Source organism: Janthinobacterium sp. 75 (assembly GCF_004365495.1).
Lineage (GTDB): Bacteria > Pseudomonadota > Gammaproteobacteria > Burkholderiales > Burkholderiaceae_D > Janthinobacterium.
The window spans coordinates 3,567,903-3,586,411 of record NZ_SORD01000001.1; the positions used below are offsets into that span (position 1 = coordinate 3,567,903).

Sequence of the window (18,509 nt, forward strand, 5' to 3'; positions counted from 1 at the left end):
GCGCTCGCCGATACTGGCCGCTTCGTTCGCCGTTTTGTTCGCCGATTCTGCCAGGAAGGAAACCCCGATGTACCTTATGCCGAAATTGCACCAGACCGTGCTTGCCGCAGCACTCTCCATAGCGTTTGCCATGCCCGCCATGGCCGCCGCCCCTGCAGCGGCTGGCGCCGAATCGGCCTGGGTCGAGGCCAGCAACCGTAACGCGGCCATCGTGCTGACGGCGCAGGCGCAGTTCTCGCCCGAAAACGCTTCCGACACAGGCCTGGCGCAGTACGACGGCCTGGCCGCCGACCTGGGGCCGAAGATCACCGAACGTTATGTGGCAGCCATGCGGCAGGCGCGCGCCCAATTGCAGCAAAAGCTGGCGATGGAAAAAGATGAGCGCGTCCGTCAGGATCTGCAGATTCTGACGCAGGCTGTGGACCAGGAAATCACCGGCGCCCAGCTGGACGCCAAGTACACCTTGCCGTGGGTCGATGTGCCGCAAATGGTTTTTGGCAGCATGCAAAGCTTGTTGCAGGAGCAGCGTCCGGCCGCGCGACGCGCCAAGGCGCTCGAACGTTTGCAGCGCTATGTGGGCCGGTTCCCGGGCAGCACGCCGATCACGCAGCAGGCCAAGGCGCGCTTCACGGAAAAAATCGGCAAGCCTGGCCTGGCCGGTCCCGTGCGCCTGCAGGTGGAGCAGTCGCTGGAAAACGTACCGACGTATATCGCCGGCATCCGCAAGCTGTTTGCCGACATGCAGATCGCGGACGCCGAACCTGCGCTGGCGGCCATGGAACAGCAGTTGAACGAATATGCGGCGTGGGAGAAGCAAGTGGTGCTGCCCCTGTCGCGCACGGATTTCCGCATGGCGCCCGAGTTGTACGCCTTCCGCCTGAAACAGGTGGGCATCGACATCGAGCCGCGCGCGCTGGTCGAACGGGCGCAAGTGGCCTACCTGGAAACGCGCGCCGCCATGCAGGCGCTGGCGCCCGTGGTGGCGGCCAGGCTGGCGTTGAAGGGCGTCGACGTCAGCGATTACCGCCAGGTGCTGCGCGCGCTGAAAGTCGATTCCATCCCGAACGAGCAGCTGGAAGCGCACTACAAGGGCGTCAATACGCAGCTGGAAGAGCGCATCGCCCAGCAGCGCGTCGTCGATATTCCTGCGCGCGCTATGACCATGCGCCTGGCATCGAATGCCGAATCGGCGGCCCAGCCGGCGCCGCACATGCGTCCGCCTCCGCTGATCGGTAATACGGGAGAACACGGCCAGTTCGTCCTCCCCGTCAGCAATCCGGCCACCAGCGGCAAGGGCGAAGCATATGACGATTTCAACTTCGCGGGCGCGGCATGGACCCTGAGCGCGCACGAGGGCCGGCCCGGCCACGAGCTGCAGTTCAGCGCCATGGTGGAGCGGGGCGTGTCGCAGGCGCGCAGCCTGTACGCGTTCAACAGCGTCAACGTGGAAGGCTGGGCGCTGTATGCGGAAGCGGAGATGATTCCCTACGAACCGGCCGAAGGCCAGTTCATCGCGCTGCAGTTCCGCATGCTGCGCGCGGCACGCGCCATGCTCGACCCGATGCTGAACCTGGGGCAGGTCACCCGTGAAGAAGCGGGCCGCATCCTGACGGATGAAGTGATGCTGTCGAAAGCGATGGCGCGCCAGGAGCTGGACCGCTATACCTTCAACATGCCGGGGCAGGCGGGCAGTTATTTCTATGGCTATACGCGCATCCTGCAGCTGCGCGCGGAAACGGAGCTGGCGCTGGGCGAGAAATTCGACCGCCTGGCCTTCAACAACTTCCTGCTGGGACAGGGTTTGCTGCCGCCTGGCCTGCTGGCCAAGGCCGTGCGCGAACACTTTATTCCCGAGCGGAGAAAAGCCAGAGGCTGACGCCATGGCATCAAGAGCGGCAGGGAAAGGCATTTTTGCCGCTATTCTCCTCGGGCGAGTCGTATAATTACGCTCATTGTGCTGGCCACCCTGGAGTTCCACTTGCAGCTACCGATCCGTTATCCGAACATGCCGCAACTGCTGCTGAAGGCACGCGACAGCCTGCTCCAGCATTTCCGCCCCATCCTCAATCACTTCGGCGTGACGGAGCAGCAGTGGCGCATCATGCGCGCGCTGAACGAAAGCCCCACCCTGGAACCGCGCGAGCTGTGCAATATCTGCCAGATTTCCAGTCCCAGCATGAGCGGCATCCTGGCGCGCATGGAAGAAATCGGCTTGATCGGGCGTAGCAAGTTTGAAGGCGACCAGCGCCGCCGCAAGGTGCACCTGTCGGAATCGGGCGCCAGCTTGTTGCTGCAGATGGGCAAGTTGATTGACTTGCAATATGAACACCTGGAAGCGGCTTACGGCAAGCAAGTGTTTGAAGACATGCGCCGTACCCTGGAAGCCTTCATTGCCCTGGAAACCCTGCCGGTGGCGCCCGCCATCCTGCGCTGAATCGTCCAGCCCCCCCCGTTTTCTGCCTGTCTGACCTTCCGCCGCGCGTGTTTTTTTAACACGCGCCGCCGCTGCTTTTGTCACGCCTGTTCCACGCTTTTCCCCATTCTGCCGGGCTTGCGCCCGCGCATCTATCGGTTTTGCTATAAGAGCTATCCATGTTTTGCTATAAGACTACGCCTTATAGTTAATCACTTACATGTGAGCAAATAAGCGTATAATTTGCTGTACTTGATCCAAATCAAGAAGAACAGCGGATGCCCCCATCGCCGGATGGGGCGGCAACGCAGCGTCACAGCGTGTGTTCCGCCATCGCGGTGGAAATGCTTGCTGGACGTACAACAAAACAGGAAAATCAGGAAAAAATGAACACTATATGCATGCGCGCTGCGGCGCTGGCCGTCACTTCGCTCATCGGCGCAAACGTTTGCGCCCAAAGCAATGTCACCATTTACGGCGTAGTTGATGCGGCCACCGCCTACGCCAGCAACCAGGGAGGCAAGTCGAATACCTATATGCGCAGCGGCAGTTTGTCCGCCAGCAAGATCGGTTTCCAGGGCGTGGAAGACCTGGGCGGTGACCTGAAGGCGCTGTTCCTGCTGGAAAACGGCTTTGAAAGCGATACGGGCGCGCAGAGTTCGGCCAGCTCCCTGTTCAACCGCCAGGCCTACGTGGGCTTGCAATCGAAGGCCTACGGCAGCGTGACGGCCGGGCGCCAGTACACGCCGTACTATCTGCTGGTGGGCTCGCTGGCGTCGAGCAATGTCTTGACGGGCGCGACCGGCGCCCACCCGGGCGATATCGACGGCCTCGATACGACCGTGCGCATCAGCAATTCCGTCACCTACAATATGCCAGCCTGGCGCGGCCTGCAGGCCAGCGCGCAATACGGCTTCGGTGAAGCGGCCGACGGCAATGCCGTGGGCAGCAGCTTCAGCGCCGCCGTCAAGTACAGCACCTCGCCGGCCGAATTTGCGCTCGGCTATCTGAAACTGAAAAATGGACAGAATGGCGCTGGCTGGAGCGACAACGCATCGGGCAGCTTCGGTATCTCGGCCCTCAACCGGGGCTATGCCTCGGCGGAAAGCATAGCGTTCATTGCCGCCAGCGCGCGCTATACCATGGGCAAGTGGATGGTGGGCGCCAATGCCAGCAACGTGCAGTACCAGGCGGGCAGCCACTCCACCTTCCGCGACACCGCCATCTTCAACACGGCCGGCCTGATTTCCAGCTACCAGCTGACGCCGCAGTGGTTCCTAGCCGCCGGCTACAGCGACACCTACACCAGCCGCGCCAATGGCGTGTCGGACCGCGCGCGCTACCGCCAGCTGTCGTTCGAGCAGACCTATGCGCTGTCCAAGCGTACGGCGATCTACCTGATCGAAGCGCGCCAGCTGGCGCGCGGCCAGACTCTGGGCCAGGGCGGCGCCATCGTCGACGCCGTCGCCTCGGTGGGCGATTCGCAAAACGGCACGCCATCGTCGAATGGCGGCCAGACAGTGGTGATGGTCGGTCTCAAGCATTCTTTCTGAACGGTTGCTGAACTCACGGGAGCTTCAATTGGACGCTACACATAACAAGGAGGGCCGCGGCCCTCTCAATCCCGGCCGCCGCATGGTGCTGGCCGGCTTGCTGTCGGCATCAGCCGCGGCACTGATTCCCTGGGCGCTGGCCGAGCCGGTCGCCAATGCGGAGCAGGGCGCCTTTTTGGGCGTGTCGGCCATGCTGGTCGGGCGCCAGGTGCTCAACCCCGTACTGGCCAAGCGCCTGTATGACGCGCTGGTGGCGCAGGACGCCGCCTTTCCCGCCAAGGTGCGCGCGCTGTTGACCCTGATCAATGCGCAGGGCTTGCAGGCGGCCGGCCTGCAGGAAGCGCTCGATGCGCTCGATCCGGTGCAGTTGCCGCTGGCGGCCTTGCCGCGCCAGATCGCCAGCGCCTGGTACCTGGGCATCGTCGGCACGGGCGAGGCGGCCGTCTGCGTCGCCTACGAGCAGGCGCTGAACGCCGCCGTCGTAGCCGATGTGCTGAAACCTCCCACGTATTCCTACGGCGCCTACGGCAGCTGGGCCAGAAAACCAATTTAAGGAGCCATCATGGCTGAACAACTTACTGCCGATTACCTCGTAATCGGCTCGGGCATCATCGGCTCGCTGGCCGCGCGCAAACTCGCGCTGGCCGGCGCCTCGGTGCTGATCCTCGAAGCGGGCCCGCGCGTGTCGCGCGGCGAAATCGTCGCCCGTTTCCGCAACACGACGCGCCGCAGCGACTGGATGTCGCCCTATCCCTCGGTGGCCACGGCACCGCACCCTATCTACCAGCCGAAGGATAACGGTTACCTGGTACAGGCCGGCCCGTACCCGTATCCGGCCGAATACATCCGCCAGTTCGGCGGCACCTCGTGGCACTGGGCCGCGCAGGCCTGGCGCAATGTGCCGAACGACTTTCGCATCCATACGCTGTATGGCGTAGGCGTGGACTGGCCCATCAGCTACGACGACCTGGAGCCGTTCTACCAGGAAGCGGAAGACATCATGGGCGTCTCGGGTGCCGAGAACACGGGTTCGCCGCGCAAGCAGCCATTTCCGATGGAGTCCGTGACGGAGCCGTACGCCATGCGCCGCATCCGCGAGCGTCTCGACCCGTCGTTCAAGGTGGTCGGCAACACGGTGGCGCGCAACAGCGTCAGCTACGGTGGCCGCCCGGCCTGCTGCGGTAACAACAGCTGCCAGCCGATCTGCCCCATCGACGCGCAATACCACGGCGGCATCGCCGCGCAGCAGGCCGAAGACGCGGGCGTCAAGATCCTGTGCAATGCCAACGTCTACAAGCTGGAACACGACGCTCAGGGCCGCATCACGGCCGCGCTGTACTACGACGTCGACAAGAACAGTCATCGAGTCACGGCCAAGACCTTCATTCTGGCGGCCAACGGCATCGAAAGTCCCCGTTTGCTGCTCGTTTCCGCCTCGGACAAATACCCGAACGGCCTGGCCAACAGCAGCGACATGGTAGGCCGCAACCTGATGGATCACCCGAGCACTTCGATCACTTTCGACGCCGATGAAGACCTGTGGCTGGGCCGGGGCCCGCAAAGCCCCAATTCCATCAACAGCATGCGTGACGGCGACTTCCGCAGCCAGCATTCGCCGTACCGCCTGGATTTCACCAACATCTCGCGCGTGGATGGCGCGACCAGGGAGTTGATCGGCAAGGGCGTATTTGGCGCCGAGTTCGAGCAACAGCTGCGTTTCCGCTCGGCGCGCGAAATGAGCTTGAAAAACGTGCTGGAAGTGCTGCCGAACCCGGAAAACCGCATCTCCTTGAGCAGCGAAAAGGATGCCATGGGCATCCCCAAGCCGCAGGCGCATTATGCGATCGATGACTACACAAAGCGGGGCCACGAACGCTCGAAGCAGGATTTCGAGCAGATCGCCAAGCTGATGGGCGGCACCAATTTGCGCCACAGCAAGGAAGGCGTGTTTGCCAACAACCAGCATATCTGCGGCACCTTGTCGATGGGTTCCGATCCGGCCAAGGCCGTGTGCGACCAATGGGGCCGCACCTTTGATCACGCCAACCTGTTCCTGTGCAGCACCGGCGTGTTGCCCACGTCCGGCACCTGCAATTCGACGGAAAACGGCCTGGCCGTAGCCTTGCGCACCGTCAAGCACATTCTCGACGAACAGGGGGTGGCAGCATGATGGCAAGCTTCCGACTGGCGGCCAGTGCCGCCTTGCTGTCCCTCGTGGCCTTGCCGGTGCTGGCGGCGGACGCCCCCGGCGCCGATGTGCAGGCAGTCGAACGTGGCCGCTACCTGGCCACGGCGGGCGACTGTATCGCCTGCCACAGCGTACCAGGCGGCAAGCCGATGGCGGGCGGCCTGGCCCTGGCCACGCCGCTGGGCGCCATCGTTGCCACCAACATCACGCCATCGAAAACGCATGGTATCGGCAACTATACCTTGCAGCAGTTTTCCGATGCGCTGCGCCGCGGCGTGCGGGCCGATGGCGCACACCTGTACCCGGCCATGCCCTACACGGCCTATGCCAAGGTGACGGATGACGACACGGCAGCCCTGTACGCCTATTTCATGCATGGCGTGGCAGCGGTGGATACGGCACCGGCAACGCAGACGGACTTGCCGTTTCCCTTCAATATCCGCCAGTCGATGGCGGGCTGGAATTTGCTGTTCCTCGATACCAAGCCGTTCGTGGCCGATGCGTCGAAAAGCATGGAGTGGAACCGCGGCGCCTACCTGGCGCAAGGCCTGGCCCACTGCACCACCTGCCATACGCCGCGCAATGTGCTGATGGCAGAACAGCTGTCGAAAGAGCTGGGTGGCGCGGACCTGGGCACGTGGTACGCGCCGAACATCACCTCGGACGTCAACAGCGGCATCGGCCGCTGGAGCCAGCATGAGCTGGCCGGCTACCTGCGCACGGGGCGCGCGGTCAACAGGGCGCAGGCTGCCGGACCGATGGCCGAAGCCATCGACCATAGCCTGAAGCACCTGAGCGATGCGGATTTGAACGCCGTGGCGCATTACCTGAAAACCGTACCCGCCATCCGCGACAAGGCGGACACGCAAGCGGTGACGCAATGGGGCAAGGCTGGCGACGATTTGAACGCGATCCGTGGCGTGCCGTTGCCGCAAAACCTGAACAAGATGTCGGGTGCGCAGCTGTACGATGCGCAGTGCGCCAGCTGTCACCAGGCCAGGGGCGAGGGCAGTTTCGACGGCAGCTTGCCGCCGTTGTTCCACAACTCGGTGACCGGCCGCAGCAACAGTAACAACCTGGTGATGGCGATCCTCGATGGCGTGGAACGGCAGGATGGCAAGGGTAGTCATACTGCGGGACATTTGATGCCCGCCTTCCGCCAGACCCTGTCGGACGAGCAGATCGTCACCTTGGGCAATTACGTGCAGAAGATGTACGGCAATCCCGACGTCAAGGTGACGGCGGAACAGGTGACGACTTTGCGCAACGGCGGGGTGCCGTCCAACCTGATCGGCCTTGCCCGCGCGGGCATCATCGTCGGCGTGCTGGTGCTGCTGGCCTTGCTGCTGTGGTGGCGGGGACGGCGGAGCAAGGCGGTGTAAGCCTGAAACCATGGCAAAGGCTGGGGGCCAGATCTGACAGGGTCTGGCCCCTTTTTTTGCCCCGGTATTGCAACTCGTTTGCATGTGTGAGGATTATGTACTATCATTAGTTACATGAGACGCGACAGCAAACTATCATCCATCCTCCATGTGCTGCTGCACATGGCCCACGCGGGACGCCCGATGACGTCCGATGAACTCTCCGGCTATCTGGACACCAACCCCGTGCTGGTGCGGCGCGTAATGGCCGGCTTGCGCGAGCGCGGTTACGTGGCGTCGGTCAAGGGCCATGGCGGCGGCTGGCGCATCGTTTGCGACTTGCACGGCGTGACCCTGCAAGACATTTACGTGGCCGTGGGTTCGCCCACCATCTTCGCCATGGGCAATCGCGTCGATCAGCCGGGCTGCCTGGTGGAGCAAGTGGTCAACCAGTCGCTGGCCGGCGCCTTTGATGAAGCCGAGGCGTTGCTGATCCAGCGCTTCGGCGCCGTCACCCTGGCCGACCTGGCCGAACGTTTCAGCCAACAATACGCCATACACCTAGGAGCACCTCATGCACATTTCTGAACCCCAGGGCGCGAACGGCGCCACGACCTGCGCCCCGTTCGACGCCATCATCGTCGGCGGCAGTTATGCTGGCCTGTCCGCCGCCACGCAACTGGCGCGCGCCCGCCGCCGCGTACTGGTGATCGATGGCGGCCAGCGCCGCAACCGCTACGCCAGCCATTCCCACGGTTTCCTGACCCGCGACGGCAGCGGGACGGCCGCCATCGCGGCCGAAGGCAAGGCGCAATTGCTGGCGTATGCCACCGTCACATGGCTGGACGGCACGGCCTGGCAGGCGGTGGCCAGCGGCGATGGCTTTGACGTGAGCCTGGCGGACGGCAGTGTCGTGCACGGCCGCCGCCTGGTGCTGGCGACCGGCGTGATCGACGAATTTCCGACCGTCGAAGGCCTGGCCGAACGCTGGGGCAGCAGCGTCTTTCACTGCCCGTATTGCCACGGCTATGAGCTGGAGCAGGGCGCCATCGGCGTGCTGGCCACCGGGCCCCTGTCCATGCACCATGCCCTGATGCTGCCGGACTGGGGCACGGTCACCTTTTTTCTGAATGGCGCCTTCGAACCCGACGCGGCGCAGCTGGCGCAACTGGATGCGCGTGGCGTAAAGCTGGTGCGCACGCCTGTGGCGCAGATCGACGGGGTGGCCGATGTGCTGATGGCGGACGGCAGCCGCCACGTGATGGCCGGCTTTTTCGTGGCGACCCGTACCCGCCTGGCCAGTTCCCTGGCTGGCGACTTGGGCTGCTTGCTGGAAGAGGGAGCCACGGGCCCGTTCGTGCGCACCGACGAGCAAAAGGCCAGCAGCGTGCCCGGCGTCTTTTGCTGTGGCGATGCGGGGCGCATGGCCGGCAGCGTGGCGTTCGCGGTGGCTGATGGCGCCATGGCGGGCATAGCGGCACACCGCTCGCTGATGCTCGGACTGGATCAGGCGGCAAAACCGCCGTCGATCTTCAGCCCGGCGCCCGTGACGAATGCCGCTTCTGCGCTGGCCAGGTAAGCCACCATGCCGGCGATTTCATCGGCCGTGCCGTGGCGGGGCAGGGCCATCAGCCCGTGCATCAGGTCTGCGAAGTCGCCCGTGGGCGGGTTCATATCCGTGGCGACGGGGCCCGGTTCCACGTTGTTGATGGTGATGCCGCGCGGGCCCAGGTCGCGCGACAGGCCTTGCGTCAGGCCGCTCAGCGCCGATTTGCTCATGGCGTAGGCAGCCGCGCCGCCGAACGGCATGCGGTGCGCATTCGTGCTGCCGATATTGATGATGCGCCCACCCGTCTGCATGTGCGCCACGGCTGCCTTGATGGCCACGAACACGGCGCGCACATTGACGTTCAAGGTCTTGTCGAAGTCTGCCAGAGTAAAGTCGTCGATGGCGCCGGGCAGGAACACGCCCGCGTTGTTGACCAGGATATCGATCTTGCCAAACTGCGCGGCCACCTTGTCGATGGCGGCCGTCAGGGCTGTGGCATTGGCCGCATCGGCCTGCACGCCATGCGCCTGGCCGCCGCTGGCTTCCACCGTGGCGGCCAGCGCCTGCGCTTCGGCGGCCGAGCTTTGATAGGTGAAGACGACGTTGGCGCCCTGGCTGGCAAGGCGGCGCACGATGGCGGCGCCGATGCCGCGCGAGCCGCCCGTGACGAAGGCGATCTTGTTTTGCAGTGGCAGGGAAGTGCTGCTGGTAGCTTGGGTTTGCATGATGTGCTTTCTGTGTGAGGAGTCGAGAAGGTTAGTATCTGCCTTCCATTGCCTGCGCGGTAGCCATGAATCGCTACAATCACTTTCAACCATAACTATCGAATGAGCGGGTAAAATAGGTGCATGGACGCCCTGAATCACTTGCAATCCTTCGTGCTGTCTGCCGAGCTGGGCAGCTTTTCAGCGGCCGCGCGCCGCCTGGGACTGACGCCGGCGGCCGTCAGCAAGAACGTGGCGCGGCTGGAAGCGAGCCTGGAACTGCGGTTGTTCCAGCGCAGCACGCGCCGCCTGACCCTGACGGAAGGGGGCGAGCGCTTCCTACAGCAGATCGGTGGCGCCCTGTCCACCTTGCGCGAGGCGATCGCTGGCGTGGCCGAAGAGGGCGGCCAGCCGGCCGGCATCCTGAAGATCAGCATGGCGCCGTCGTTCGGGCGCAGCTACGTGGTGCCGCTGCTGGGCGACTTCATCGCCCGCTACCCGGGCGTGGTTCCCGACTGCCATTTCGATAACCGGCAAGTGGACTTGATCGGCGAAGGGTTTGATGTGGCCATCGGCGGCGGCATCGAGCTGGCGCCGGGCGTGGTGGCGCGCGAACTGGGCCACGTCCACGTCGTCGCCACGGCGTCGCCCGCCTTCATGCAGGGCAAGGTCATGCCCGTGCATCCGTCGGACCTGGCGCACTTCGACGGCGTGGCGCGCCGCTCGGCCGGCAGCGGGAGACTGCGCAGCTGGATATTGCGTAATGGCTCGGGCGGCGAAGGCGTGGCCGAATACCGCCCGCGCGCCATCTTCGACGACCCGGACGCGATGGCGCAGGCTGCCGTCATGGGCGTCGGCGTGGCGCTGCTGCCCATGGCGCACGCGCTGGAGCACTTGCGCAGCGGCGCCTTGATCCGCTTGCTGCCCGGCTGGCATGCCGATTCAGGCCCCCTGTCCGTGTACTATGCCAGCAAGAAGCTCTTGCCGGCGAAGACGCGCGTGTTCGTCGAGTTTTTGCTGGAGCAGTTCCGCCAGCGCGATTTCGCCGCGCAGATGCGGCCCGATTAAACAATAAGAAGCACTTATGTATAGCAATTACAGCCTGTTTTACACCTTTGACGGCGATCAGCCGGCCCGCTTCCAGGAAGCGCGCGTGTTTGGCGCGACCGTATGGACGGCAGCCGGCGCGGTCCAGACATGGGGCGAAGAGACGCGCAAGGACTACGCCAGTGTCGCTGGAGCGCATGCCGCCTACCAGGTGCATTGCCGCAGCGCTCTGGCTGATGGCTATACGTTGGCGCGCGAGAGCGTCATCGACCCGGCCGTGTTTGATTACGTGCTGCTGCAAACACTGGTGGCGGGTGCCGTGCGCCTGGCCGTCGATGCCGTACGCCGTGCGCATCCGGAACAGCATATCAACGCTTTCGCACTGGTGAGCGACGACAGCGCCATGACCATCGGCCCCATGGCCAACAGCCGCGAAGCGCTGGCCGCCTCGGAATATGCAGAAGAGATGCTGTGGAATCCGGCCGAATGGGCGCATGACGACGGCGGCGCCTACTTCGACAGCGCCTACCGCCTGTTGTTGCAGGCGCACCGCGACTTGCCATTCGATGTAGATTTCGCCACTTTCCGCACGGGCGTGTTCGACGCCTGCATCGCGGCGCTGGCGCAGGTTGACGCCGAAGGCGTGTTCGGCACGGGCGCGCGGCGCGACGAATCCGTGCTGCTGTTAGATGTCAGCGACAGCGAGCCAGTGGAAGGCGCGTTGGCGCGCTTGAATCCACCGGCGGTGGTAGCGCGTTTCGAGGCATGGATGGCCAGCTGGGAGGAGTGAAGCTTAAGCCGCTACTAGCCTCAGCTTCGTAATTTCCGCCGGCGCGCCTATACGTTTCGGCGGACCCCAGTAGCCTGTGCCGCGGCTGACATAAATCCACAGGCGGCCGCGCCGGTGCAGGCCTGCCACGTACGGTTGCTGCAGCGGCACGAACAAATTCCACGGCCAGAATTGTCCCCCGTGCGTGTGGCCCGACAATTGCAGGTCGTAACCAGCCGCTTCGGCTTCGGGCGCGCTGCGCGGCTGGTGCGCCAGCAGGATGCGCGGGATTCCGGCTGGCGCGCCGGCGATGGCACCCTGCGGGTCGCTAGCCTGGGCGGTATCGAAGGAGGCGGCATTGTAGTCGGTGACACCGGCCAGGGCCAGGCGCGCGCCGCCGTGTTCGAGGACCGCATGTTCGTTCATCAGCACGCGCAAGCCAAGTCGGCGAAATTCCACCACCCAGGGCGCGGCGCCCGAATAGTATTCATGGTTGCCCGTGACGAGGTAGACGCCATGGCGCGCCTTCAAGTCGCCGAGCGGCGCCGTGTGCGCGCCCAGTTGGGCCACCGTGCCGTCGACCACGTCACCCGTGATGGCGATGAGGTCCGCCTGCAGGCCGTTGGCGCGCGCGACGATGGCCTCCACGTAGGCGCGCTTGATGGTGGCGCCCACATGGATGTCGCTCAGCTGCACGATGGTGTAACCCTGCAGGGCGGCCGGCAAACCGGCGATGGGCACGTCGACCTCGCGCACGCGCGCCACCTTGCGGGCGTTGATGAAACCAAGGATGGTAGCCAGCAGCGCCAGGGCCAGGGCCGCCATGGCGGACGCCTGCGCGTGGGGGCGGCTGGCGGGAATCAGCATGAGCAGTTCGCGCAGCACGGTGAGCACGAACAGCGAGGAAAAAAAGCCCATGCACAGCGATCCGGCCCAGCTCAAACGGTCGGCCAGGCGCGCATCGGCCGTGACGGCGCGGGCGAAGATGGTCATCGGCATCAACATGGTCGAAGCCAGCAAGGCCAGGCCGCCCAGCAGCCAGCCGGCCAGGCCGACGGGCAGCGCAGGCAGTAGCAGCCAGCCCAGCAGGGCGTGCAGGGCGCCCAGTATCATCGTGATGCGCAGCAGCGGCGTGCGGGTTGTCATGTCAAGGTTCCAGAAGCGGTGCGCCCAGATAGGCGGAAGTGATGCGCGTGAAACTGCCATCCTGGCGCATGCGCCGGAATGCGCGGTCGAAGGCGGCGGCCAGCGCGGGCGAGCCTTTATTCTTGCGAAACACGATATAGGTGTCGAAGCGGGCCAGTTGCGGCGCCACGCGGACGATGCCTTGCAGTTTCAGCTGTTTGACCGTGTACTGGCCGACGACGCCGTCCGCCAGCACGGCATCAATGCGGCGCAGCGCCAGTTTCTGGAAATTGGCGGCATCCGTCGGTACTTCGGCGATGCTCCAGCGGCCCTGCGCGACGCCGGCGGCGATGGCTTCGGGCAGGCGGAATCCAGCGCGCACGCCTATCACTTTGCCGGCCAGGTCGTCCAGCTTGCCCACGGCCGGCAGCGTGTCGTCCCGCCGCACGAACAGCGCATATTCGGTCGGCTGCAGCGCTACCTTGCCAAATTCCAGGTACTGCTCGCGTGCCGGCGTGCGGCTCATGGCGAAGGCGCAATCGACCGTGCCCTGCGGCCTGGCCAGCTCACTTTCGAGCCGGCGCCATGGCATGGCGCGAAATTCAATGGCGATGCCCAGGCGGGCTGCCGCCTCACGCAGCACATCCACGTTCAATCCTTCGAGGCGGCCGTGCTTCTGCATGAAGTAAGGTACGAAGAGATCGTCATGGCATACCAGCCTGGCCGGCAAGCCTTCTTCGGCGCTGGCGGGCACCGCCAACAAGGCCGTGGCGGCCAAGGCGGCCACCCAAGCACGGGGGCGCAGCCATGGAAGAAAAGGCACAGCAGCGCCGTTACACATCGGTTGTTGCCGCAATTGTTCATCCCAGGTGGCCCGAAACAGTCGCGTTTCGCACTGCCGATTATAGCCGAAGCGTTATATAAAAGACCAACTCGCTGCCAGTCCAGCGTCATGGCCCGATATGCAGTCCCAGCATGGCCAGCTTGCCGAAATCGACGGGTTTGGCGAAGTGCTCATTGAAACCGGCCTGCAGGGCCGTCTGGCGGTCGTGTTCCTGGCCATAGCCGGTCAGGGCCACCAGCAGGAATTGCTGCGGTATCGGCAACTGGCGTAGCTTGCCTGCCACCTCGTAGCCGCTCATGTCGGGCAGGCCGATGTCGAGAAAGACGATGTCGGGCGTGAATTCCAGGGTGCGCTCGATTGCTTGCGCGCCCGTATAGGCGGTGCGCACCGTGTGGCCGTACATTTCCAGCAATTCGGCCAGGGTGTCGGCTGCATCGCAGTTGTCGTCGACAACGAGGATGCGCTGGCTGCCGCCGCTGGCCGTCTCCGGCACTGGCGCGATGGCCGGAGGCGGCACCTGGGCGTCGAGCGGCAGAACGACCTCGAAGGTGCTGCCCAGCCCCACGCCGGGGCTGTGCACGCTGACCTGGCCGCCGTGCAAGGTCACCAGCTTGCGCACCAGCGACAGGCCGATGCCCAGGCCATCCTGCACCCGGTCGGGCGCGTGGCCGCTCTGCTCGAACAGGTCGAAGATGCTGTCGATACTGGCGGCGGCGATGCCGATGCCGTTGTCGCTCAGGCGGATACGCACCTTGTCGTCTTCGCGCGCGGCGGAAATCGTGATGCGCCCGCCCGGCGCCGTGAACTTGGCTGCGTTGAGCAGCAGGTTGGCGACGATCTGCGACAGTCGCACGGCGTCGCCGCAGACCCACAGTTCTTCCCGGGGCAGGCTCACATCGAGCGCATGGCCGCGCGCTTCGACGCTGTGCGAACTCGTTTCCAGCGCGCTGCGGATGACGCTTGCCATGCTCACCCTTTCCCATTGCAGCGAGATTTTTCCCTGCGAAATGCGCGACACGTCGAGCAGGTCGTCCACCAGGCGCACCAGGTGACTCGTGTGGCGCCCGATGGTGCGGCGCGCGTTATCCTGCATGGCCGGCACGACGGGATCGAGCTTGCACAGCAGGGCCAGCGCCGTGCGGATGGGACCCAGCGGGTTGCGCAGTTCGTGGGCCAGGGTGGCCAGGAATTCATCCTTGCGGCGGTCCACGTCGCGCAGTGCGCGCTCGACGCGGCCCAGGCGCAGCAGTGCCTTGACGTTGGCGATCAGTTCATCCGCCTCGATCGGTTCGACCAGGTAATTGTCGGCGCCGCCGTCCAGGGCGCGGATCTTGTCGGCCGTGCCGATACAGGACGCGGACGTCTGCAGCACCAGGATGGTGTTTGTCTCGGCGCCGGCTTTCAGCTGGCGGCACACTTCCAGGCCGTTGATGTCGGGAAGCTTGACGTCCAGCAGGATCAGGTTGGGCCGGTCCTGGCGGGCGCGCAGCAGCGCGTCGCCCCCGTTCGAGGCTTCGATTACCTTGAAGCCGGCGCGTTTGAGGATGCGCGACTTGGCGTAGCGGGCGCCGTCGCTGTCATCGACGTTCAGGATCAGAGCATCGCTATTGTTATCCGGTAGCATGCGCATTGTCCCAGGTGGTTGTGCCTTGCGGCGGAACCGGCTCTTGCCGGTGGTGTGGATTGCCTATCAGCGCGCGCAGGGTCGCCAGCAATTGCTGGCGCAGCAGCGGCTTGACATAGTAGGCGTCGGCGCCCAGGGCCAGGCCCTTGCGCACGTCGTCGATCTCGGTGGCGACGATGACGGGCACCTGGCGCCGCAGCGGATCGTTTTTCAGCTCGGCCAGCCAGTGCCATGCCGTTTCGCCGTGTAGCAGGATGTCGAGGATGACGGCGGCAGGGCGCTGCTGTTCCCAGCGCTCCTGCGCCTCGCGCACGCTGCGCGCGGGGATCACGCGAAATTCGCTGCCGGCCAGGAATTTTTCATACAGCAGGCGGATGGGCGGATTGTCTTCCACCACGAGCACGCCGATGCGCTGGTCATTGCCGTTGTCGTTTGCCGGCGCGCACGGCGGCAGGCTGCCTTCGGGCGCATGGTAGCTGGCGGGCAGGACGACGGAAAACAGCGAACCCTGGCCCGGCGTGCTTTCCACGGACACGGTGCCATTAAGCAGGGTGGCCAGGTTGCGGCACAGGGGCAGGCCCAGGCCCGTGCCCTTGACCTTGCGCTGCATGTGGTTTTCCACCTGGCTGAATTCCTCGAAAATCAGTTGCACGTCTTCGGCGGCGATGCCCAGGCCCGTGTCGGAGACGGAAAAGCGGATGGCATTCTGCTCTGGCAGCGGCGTGGCGCTGACGACGATGGCGCCCGCTTCCGTGAACTTGAGGGCGTTGGAGATGAAGTTGCGCAGGATTTGCGACAGCTTGCCTTCATCCGTATGAATGTGCAGCGCCGGATCGGGGTCGATGAAGGTGAGCGAGAGGGAATCGGACACCAGCAGTGGGCGCAGCATGCCGCGCAGTGCGCTGAACAGATCGGCGACCTGAAAATTGTTGGCATGCACGTCGACCTTGCCCGCCTCGATCTTGGCCAGGTCCAGCAAGTCGTTCACCAGGTCGCTCAGGCTGACGGCGCTTTGCAGGATGAACAGCACCTGTTTTTCCTGCTCTTCCGACAGTTCGCCGTCGATGCGGTCGAGCAGCAGCTTGGACAGGGCACGGATGGAGCTGAGCGGCGTGCGGAATTCATGGCTCATGTTCGACAGGAAGCGCGATTTCATCTGGTCGGCGCGGCGCAGGTGGTCGGCTTTTTCATCCAGTTCCGCGAACAGCGCCACTACGCCCCGGTTGGTGTCTTCCAGTTCGCGCGTCAGCTGTAATAAATCGTCCTGGCGCGTCTTCAGTTCGGCCAGGGTGGCGAGCAGCTCGCGGTTCTGTTGCTGCACTTCGGAGAGTGTGATGTCCGATGGCAGCGCCTGCAGGCTGCCGGACAGGGCGCCGATGCCCTGCCCGTCGAGCAGGGGCGCGTCGCGCGGGAACAGCTTTTGCAAGGTGATGTGCGTGCCATCGCCCGGCGCGCTGCGGATGTGGCAGCGGTCCATCAATCGCTGAGCGCCCAGGATGCCCAGCCCCATGCCCGTGTGCGAGCGGTAAGTGCCGGCCAGTATCTGTTCGAGCTGTGCGATGCCGGGGCCCTGGTCCTCGATGCGGATGCTGAGCACCTGCGGCGCCGTCAGGCCATCGATGGCGAAATGCACCTTTCCGCTGCCGGCGTAGTTGTAGACGTTGCGCGCCAGTTCCGACACGGCCGTGGCGATGCGCACCTGGTCTTGCGCGCCGAAGCCGCACAGGGCGGCAATCTGCCGCGCGCGCTGGCGAGCGCCCACCACATCGAGTTCGCTGCCGATATGGGCTGTCAATATGCGTTGTGTCATGCCGCACCTGTCCCTTCTGCTGTAACAGCCTGGTGGTCCTCATGTTCGCGCAGCACCACCACCGTGACGTCGTCGCGCCCGCGCGAAAAATCGCGGTACAGCACTGCGGCGATGATGCTGGGATGGCAGTGCATCAGACCCGGATACTGTTCCAGATCCCAGCGCGTATGCAGGCCGTCGGTATGCATGATCAGTGTCGCGCCCAGTTGCCACGGATAGCAAAATTCCTGCACCTTGCGCAGGTTGCTGCCGACGATGCCGTTATGCGACAGCAAATGCCAGCGCTCCTGCATATCGAAGGCGCAGGCGGCGATGTTGCCCACGCCCGCATAGCGCAATTCGCGGCGCGCGCTATCGATATGCGCCACCGCCAGCGCTGCGCCGCGCGTGGTACGCAGGGCGCCGTGGGCCAGTTCGATGAAGGACGCGGGCAGGGGCGGCAGGCCGGGCGTGTCGTGTTCCAGCAGCGCGCTGGCACATTCCGAGGCGCGCGCAGCCAGGGGGCCGTGGCCCAGGCCATCGGCCACCATCAGGCTCAATTCATGGCCCTCGCAGACCACGTTCCAGGCGTCGCCGCACACCTGTTCCGACGCCAGCGGCAGGCATACGGCGCCGATCCGCCAGTTCGGATGAGCGGGAATGGCGCTGCTGGCATGCTGCCCCCAGACCACCGCCATCAGCACAGTGCCCTTGCCGGGCGCCGTGTACAGGTCGAATTCCTGGCCCAGGCGGCGTATCGCGCCCAGTCCCACGCCGTAGGTGCCCGTGGTGGAATGACCATCCTGCATGTGCTGGCGCACATTGGCCATGCCGGGACCGCTGTCGATGGCCAGCACTTCGATGCCGCTGGTGCCGCCGCGCAGCACCTTGCGCAGCAGGATTTCGCCGCGCTGCGCGTGCTTGACGATGTTGGTGGCCGCTTCGCTGATGATGATGGCCAGCTGGCCCGTGCGCACGTCGTCGAAACCGATGCGGCGCGCCAGTTCGTTGCCGGCGCGGCGGGCCGCAGCGATCTCGCTCGGTTCGCCGATGGGAAAACTGCGTTGCCTGGCAATGTCAGGGGCTTGGTCAAGGTGGTTCAAAACAGCTTCCATTTCGCGATGGTGACGGTGGTGCCCACGCCGGGCGCCGTGTCGATGTGAAAGGCGTCGGCCAGGCGCTTGGCGCCACCCAGCCCCAGTCCCAGCCCGCCGCCGCTGGTATAGCCATCGGTCAGCGCCAGGGGAATATCGTCGATGCCCGGCCCCGCATCGATGAAACGCAGTTCCAGGCCCTGGCGCGCGCCATCGCTGACGCGCGCGATGCGCGCTTCGCCGCCGCCGCCGTAGCGCAGGGTGTTGCGCGCCAGTTCGCTCGCCGCCGTGATGATCTTGGTCTGTTCGATCAGTCCAAAACCCATGGCGACCATGCTGTCGCGTACCTGCTTGCGTAGCCGCACGACATCTTCATCGCTGTGCAGGGGCAGGATCTGCGCCACTGCCTGCGCGCGTTCCTGTGCTTGCGCGCCTAGCACGGCGCCCCC

General features: G+C 64.8%; 17 protein-coding genes. 10 read left to right on the top strand and 7 right to left on the bottom strand.

Going from position 1 to position 18,509, the window contains the following annotated elements; all coding sequences use genetic code 11:
- Positions 1-76: 76 nt before the first annotated feature.
- The 8 genes from C8C89_RS16275 to C8C89_RS16310 all read left to right on the top strand — a co-directional run bounded on the left by C8C89_RS16275 (position 77) and on the right by C8C89_RS16310 (position 9,094).
- On the top strand, positions 77-1,876 hold the full coding sequence (locus C8C89_RS16275; RefSeq protein ID WP_133991050.1) for a DUF885 domain-containing protein: 1,800 nt from the start codon (positions 77-79) through the stop codon (positions 1,874-1,876).
- Positions 1,877-1,978: 102 nt separating this feature from the next.
- A complete protein-coding gene (gene hpaR, locus C8C89_RS16280) occupies positions 1,979-2,434 on the top strand; it encodes a homoprotocatechuate degradation operon regulator HpaR (RefSeq protein ID WP_243858038.1) in 456 nt (151 codons plus the stop codon).
- 365 nt (positions 2,435-2,799) lie between these two features.
- Entirely contained in the window at positions 2,800-3,966 is a 1,167-nt protein-coding gene (locus C8C89_RS16285) for a porin (protein WP_101481533.1), read from the top strand.
- A gap of 28 nt (positions 3,967-3,994) precedes the next feature.
- The gene (locus C8C89_RS16290) at positions 3,995-4,519 is read left to right on the top strand and encodes a sorbitol dehydrogenase family protein (RefSeq protein WP_243858039.1); all 525 of its coding nucleotides are present in this window, start codon (positions 3,995-3,997) and stop codon (positions 4,517-4,519) included.
- A gap of 9 nt (positions 4,520-4,528) precedes the next feature.
- The gene (locus C8C89_RS16295) at positions 4,529-6,136 is read left to right on the top strand and encodes a GMC family oxidoreductase (protein ID WP_133991052.1); all 1,608 of its coding nucleotides are present in this window, start codon (positions 4,529-4,531) and stop codon (positions 6,134-6,136) included.
- Positions 6,133-7,536 carry a cytochrome c gene (locus C8C89_RS16300; protein ID WP_133991054.1) on the top strand — a complete coding sequence of 468 codons (1,404 nt, stop codon included), beginning with the start codon at positions 6,133-6,135 and terminating at the stop codon, positions 7,534-7,536. The genes C8C89_RS16295 and C8C89_RS16300 overlap by 4 nt, the downstream gene beginning before the upstream one ends.
- A gap of 114 nt (positions 7,537-7,650) precedes the next feature.
- Positions 7,651-8,103: an Rrf2 family transcriptional regulator gene (locus C8C89_RS16305; RefSeq protein WP_133991056.1), complete on the top strand. Its 453-nt coding sequence runs from the start codon at positions 7,651-7,653 to the stop codon at positions 8,101-8,103.
- The gene (locus C8C89_RS16310) at positions 8,090-9,094 is read left to right on the top strand and encodes an NAD(P)/FAD-dependent oxidoreductase (RefSeq protein WP_133991058.1); all 1,005 of its coding nucleotides are present in this window, start codon (positions 8,090-8,092) and stop codon (positions 9,092-9,094) included. Before C8C89_RS16305 ends, C8C89_RS16310 begins: the two co-directional genes overlap by 14 nt.
- Here the strand turns inward: C8C89_RS16310 and C8C89_RS16315 are convergent.
- Positions 9,022-9,789, bottom strand: coding sequence for an SDR family oxidoreductase (locus C8C89_RS16315; RefSeq protein ID WP_133991060.1), 768 nt, complete (start codon positions 9,787-9,789; stop codon positions 9,022-9,024). The genes C8C89_RS16310 and C8C89_RS16315 overlap by 73 nt on opposite strands.
- A 123-nt stretch (positions 9,790-9,912) precedes the next feature.
- On the opposite strand from C8C89_RS16315, the gene C8C89_RS16320 reads away from it, so the two are divergent.
- Together C8C89_RS16320 and C8C89_RS16325 are read left to right on the top strand one after the other, a co-directional pair.
- On the top strand, positions 9,913-10,836 hold the full coding sequence (locus C8C89_RS16320) for a LysR family transcriptional regulator (protein WP_133991062.1): 924 nt from the start codon (positions 9,913-9,915) through the stop codon (positions 10,834-10,836).
- Between the two features lie 16 nt (positions 10,837-10,852).
- Positions 10,853-11,605 (top strand): DUF4303 domain-containing protein, encoded by a 753-nt coding sequence (locus tag C8C89_RS16325; RefSeq protein ID WP_133991063.1) that lies wholly within the window; start codon positions 10,853-10,855, stop codon positions 11,603-11,605.
- 3 nt (positions 11,606-11,608) lie between these two features.
- On the opposite strand, the gene C8C89_RS16330 is transcribed toward C8C89_RS16325, so the two are convergent.
- The 6 genes from C8C89_RS16330 to C8C89_RS16355 form a co-directional block, all read right to left on the bottom strand.
- Positions 11,609-12,730: a metallophosphoesterase gene (locus tag C8C89_RS16330; RefSeq protein ID WP_133991065.1), complete on the bottom strand. Its 1,122-nt coding sequence runs from the start codon at positions 12,728-12,730 to the stop codon at positions 11,609-11,611.
- Between the two features lies 1 nt (position 12,731).
- Positions 12,732-13,532, bottom strand: a complete 801-nt coding sequence (locus tag C8C89_RS16335) for a transporter substrate-binding domain-containing protein (RefSeq protein ID WP_166674765.1) — start codon at positions 13,530-13,532, stop codon at positions 12,732-12,734.
- Positions 13,533-13,659: 127 nt separating this feature from the next.
- The gene (locus C8C89_RS16340; protein ID WP_101484572.1) at positions 13,660-15,177 is read right to left on the bottom strand and encodes a response regulator; all 1,518 of its coding nucleotides are present in this window, start codon (positions 15,175-15,177) and stop codon (positions 13,660-13,662) included.
- Positions 15,164-16,987 carry an ATP-binding protein gene (locus tag C8C89_RS16345; RefSeq protein WP_133991069.1) on the bottom strand — a complete coding sequence of 608 codons (1,824 nt, stop codon included), beginning with the start codon at positions 16,985-16,987 and terminating at the stop codon, positions 15,164-15,166. Before C8C89_RS16345 ends, C8C89_RS16340 begins: the two co-directional genes overlap by 14 nt.
- A complete protein-coding gene (locus C8C89_RS16350; RefSeq protein ID WP_243858040.1) occupies positions 16,984-18,069 on the bottom strand; it encodes an ATP-binding SpoIIE family protein phosphatase in 1,086 nt (361 codons plus the stop codon). Before C8C89_RS16350 ends, C8C89_RS16345 begins: the two co-directional genes overlap by 4 nt.
- Entirely contained in the window at positions 18,066-18,500 is a 435-nt protein-coding gene (locus C8C89_RS16355) for an ATP-binding protein (protein WP_243858041.1), read from the bottom strand. Before C8C89_RS16355 ends, C8C89_RS16350 begins: the two co-directional genes overlap by 4 nt.
- Between the last annotated feature and the right edge of the window lie 9 nt (positions 18,501-18,509).

What these genes read in the sequence shown, in the direction of transcription:
- C8C89_RS16330 (WP_133991065.1), bottom strand. Translation starts at nt 12,730, where the DNA reads ATGACAACCCGCACGCCGCTGCTGCGCATCACGATGATACTGGGCGCC.
- C8C89_RS16315 (WP_133991060.1), bottom strand. Translation starts at nt 9,789, where the DNA reads ATGCAAACCCAAGCTACCAGCAGCACTTCCCTGCCACTGCAAAACAAG.
- C8C89_RS16305 (WP_133991056.1), top strand. Translation starts at nt 7,651, where the DNA reads ATGAGACGCGACAGCAAACTATCATCCATCCTCCATGTGCTGCTGCAC.
- C8C89_RS16285 (WP_101481533.1), top strand. Translation starts at nt 2,800, where the DNA reads ATGAACACTATATGCATGCGCGCTGCGGCGCTGGCCGTCACTTCGCTC.
- C8C89_RS16345 (WP_133991069.1), bottom strand. Translation starts at nt 16,987, where the DNA reads ATGACACAACGCATATTGACAGCCCATATCGGCAGCGAACTCGATGTG.
- C8C89_RS16300 (WP_133991054.1), top strand. Translation starts at nt 6,133, where the DNA reads ATGATGGCAAGCTTCCGACTGGCGGCCAGTGCCGCCTTGCTGTCCCTC.
- C8C89_RS16310 (WP_133991058.1), top strand. Translation starts at nt 8,090, where the DNA reads ATGCACATTTCTGAACCCCAGGGCGCGAACGGCGCCACGACCTGCGCC.
- C8C89_RS16295 (WP_133991052.1), top strand. Translation starts at nt 4,529, where the DNA reads ATGGCTGAACAACTTACTGCCGATTACCTCGTAATCGGCTCGGGCATC.
- C8C89_RS16325 (WP_133991063.1), top strand. Translation starts at nt 10,853, where the DNA reads ATGTATAGCAATTACAGCCTGTTTTACACCTTTGACGGCGATCAGCCG.
- C8C89_RS16340 (WP_101484572.1), bottom strand. Translation starts at nt 15,177, where the DNA reads ATGCTACCGGATAACAATAGCGATGCTCTGATCCTGAACGTCGATGAC.
- C8C89_RS16320 (WP_133991062.1), top strand. Translation starts at nt 9,913, where the DNA reads ATGGACGCCCTGAATCACTTGCAATCCTTCGTGCTGTCTGCCGAGCTG.
- C8C89_RS16275 (WP_133991050.1), top strand. Translation starts at nt 77, where the DNA reads ATGCCGAAATTGCACCAGACCGTGCTTGCCGCAGCACTCTCCATAGCG.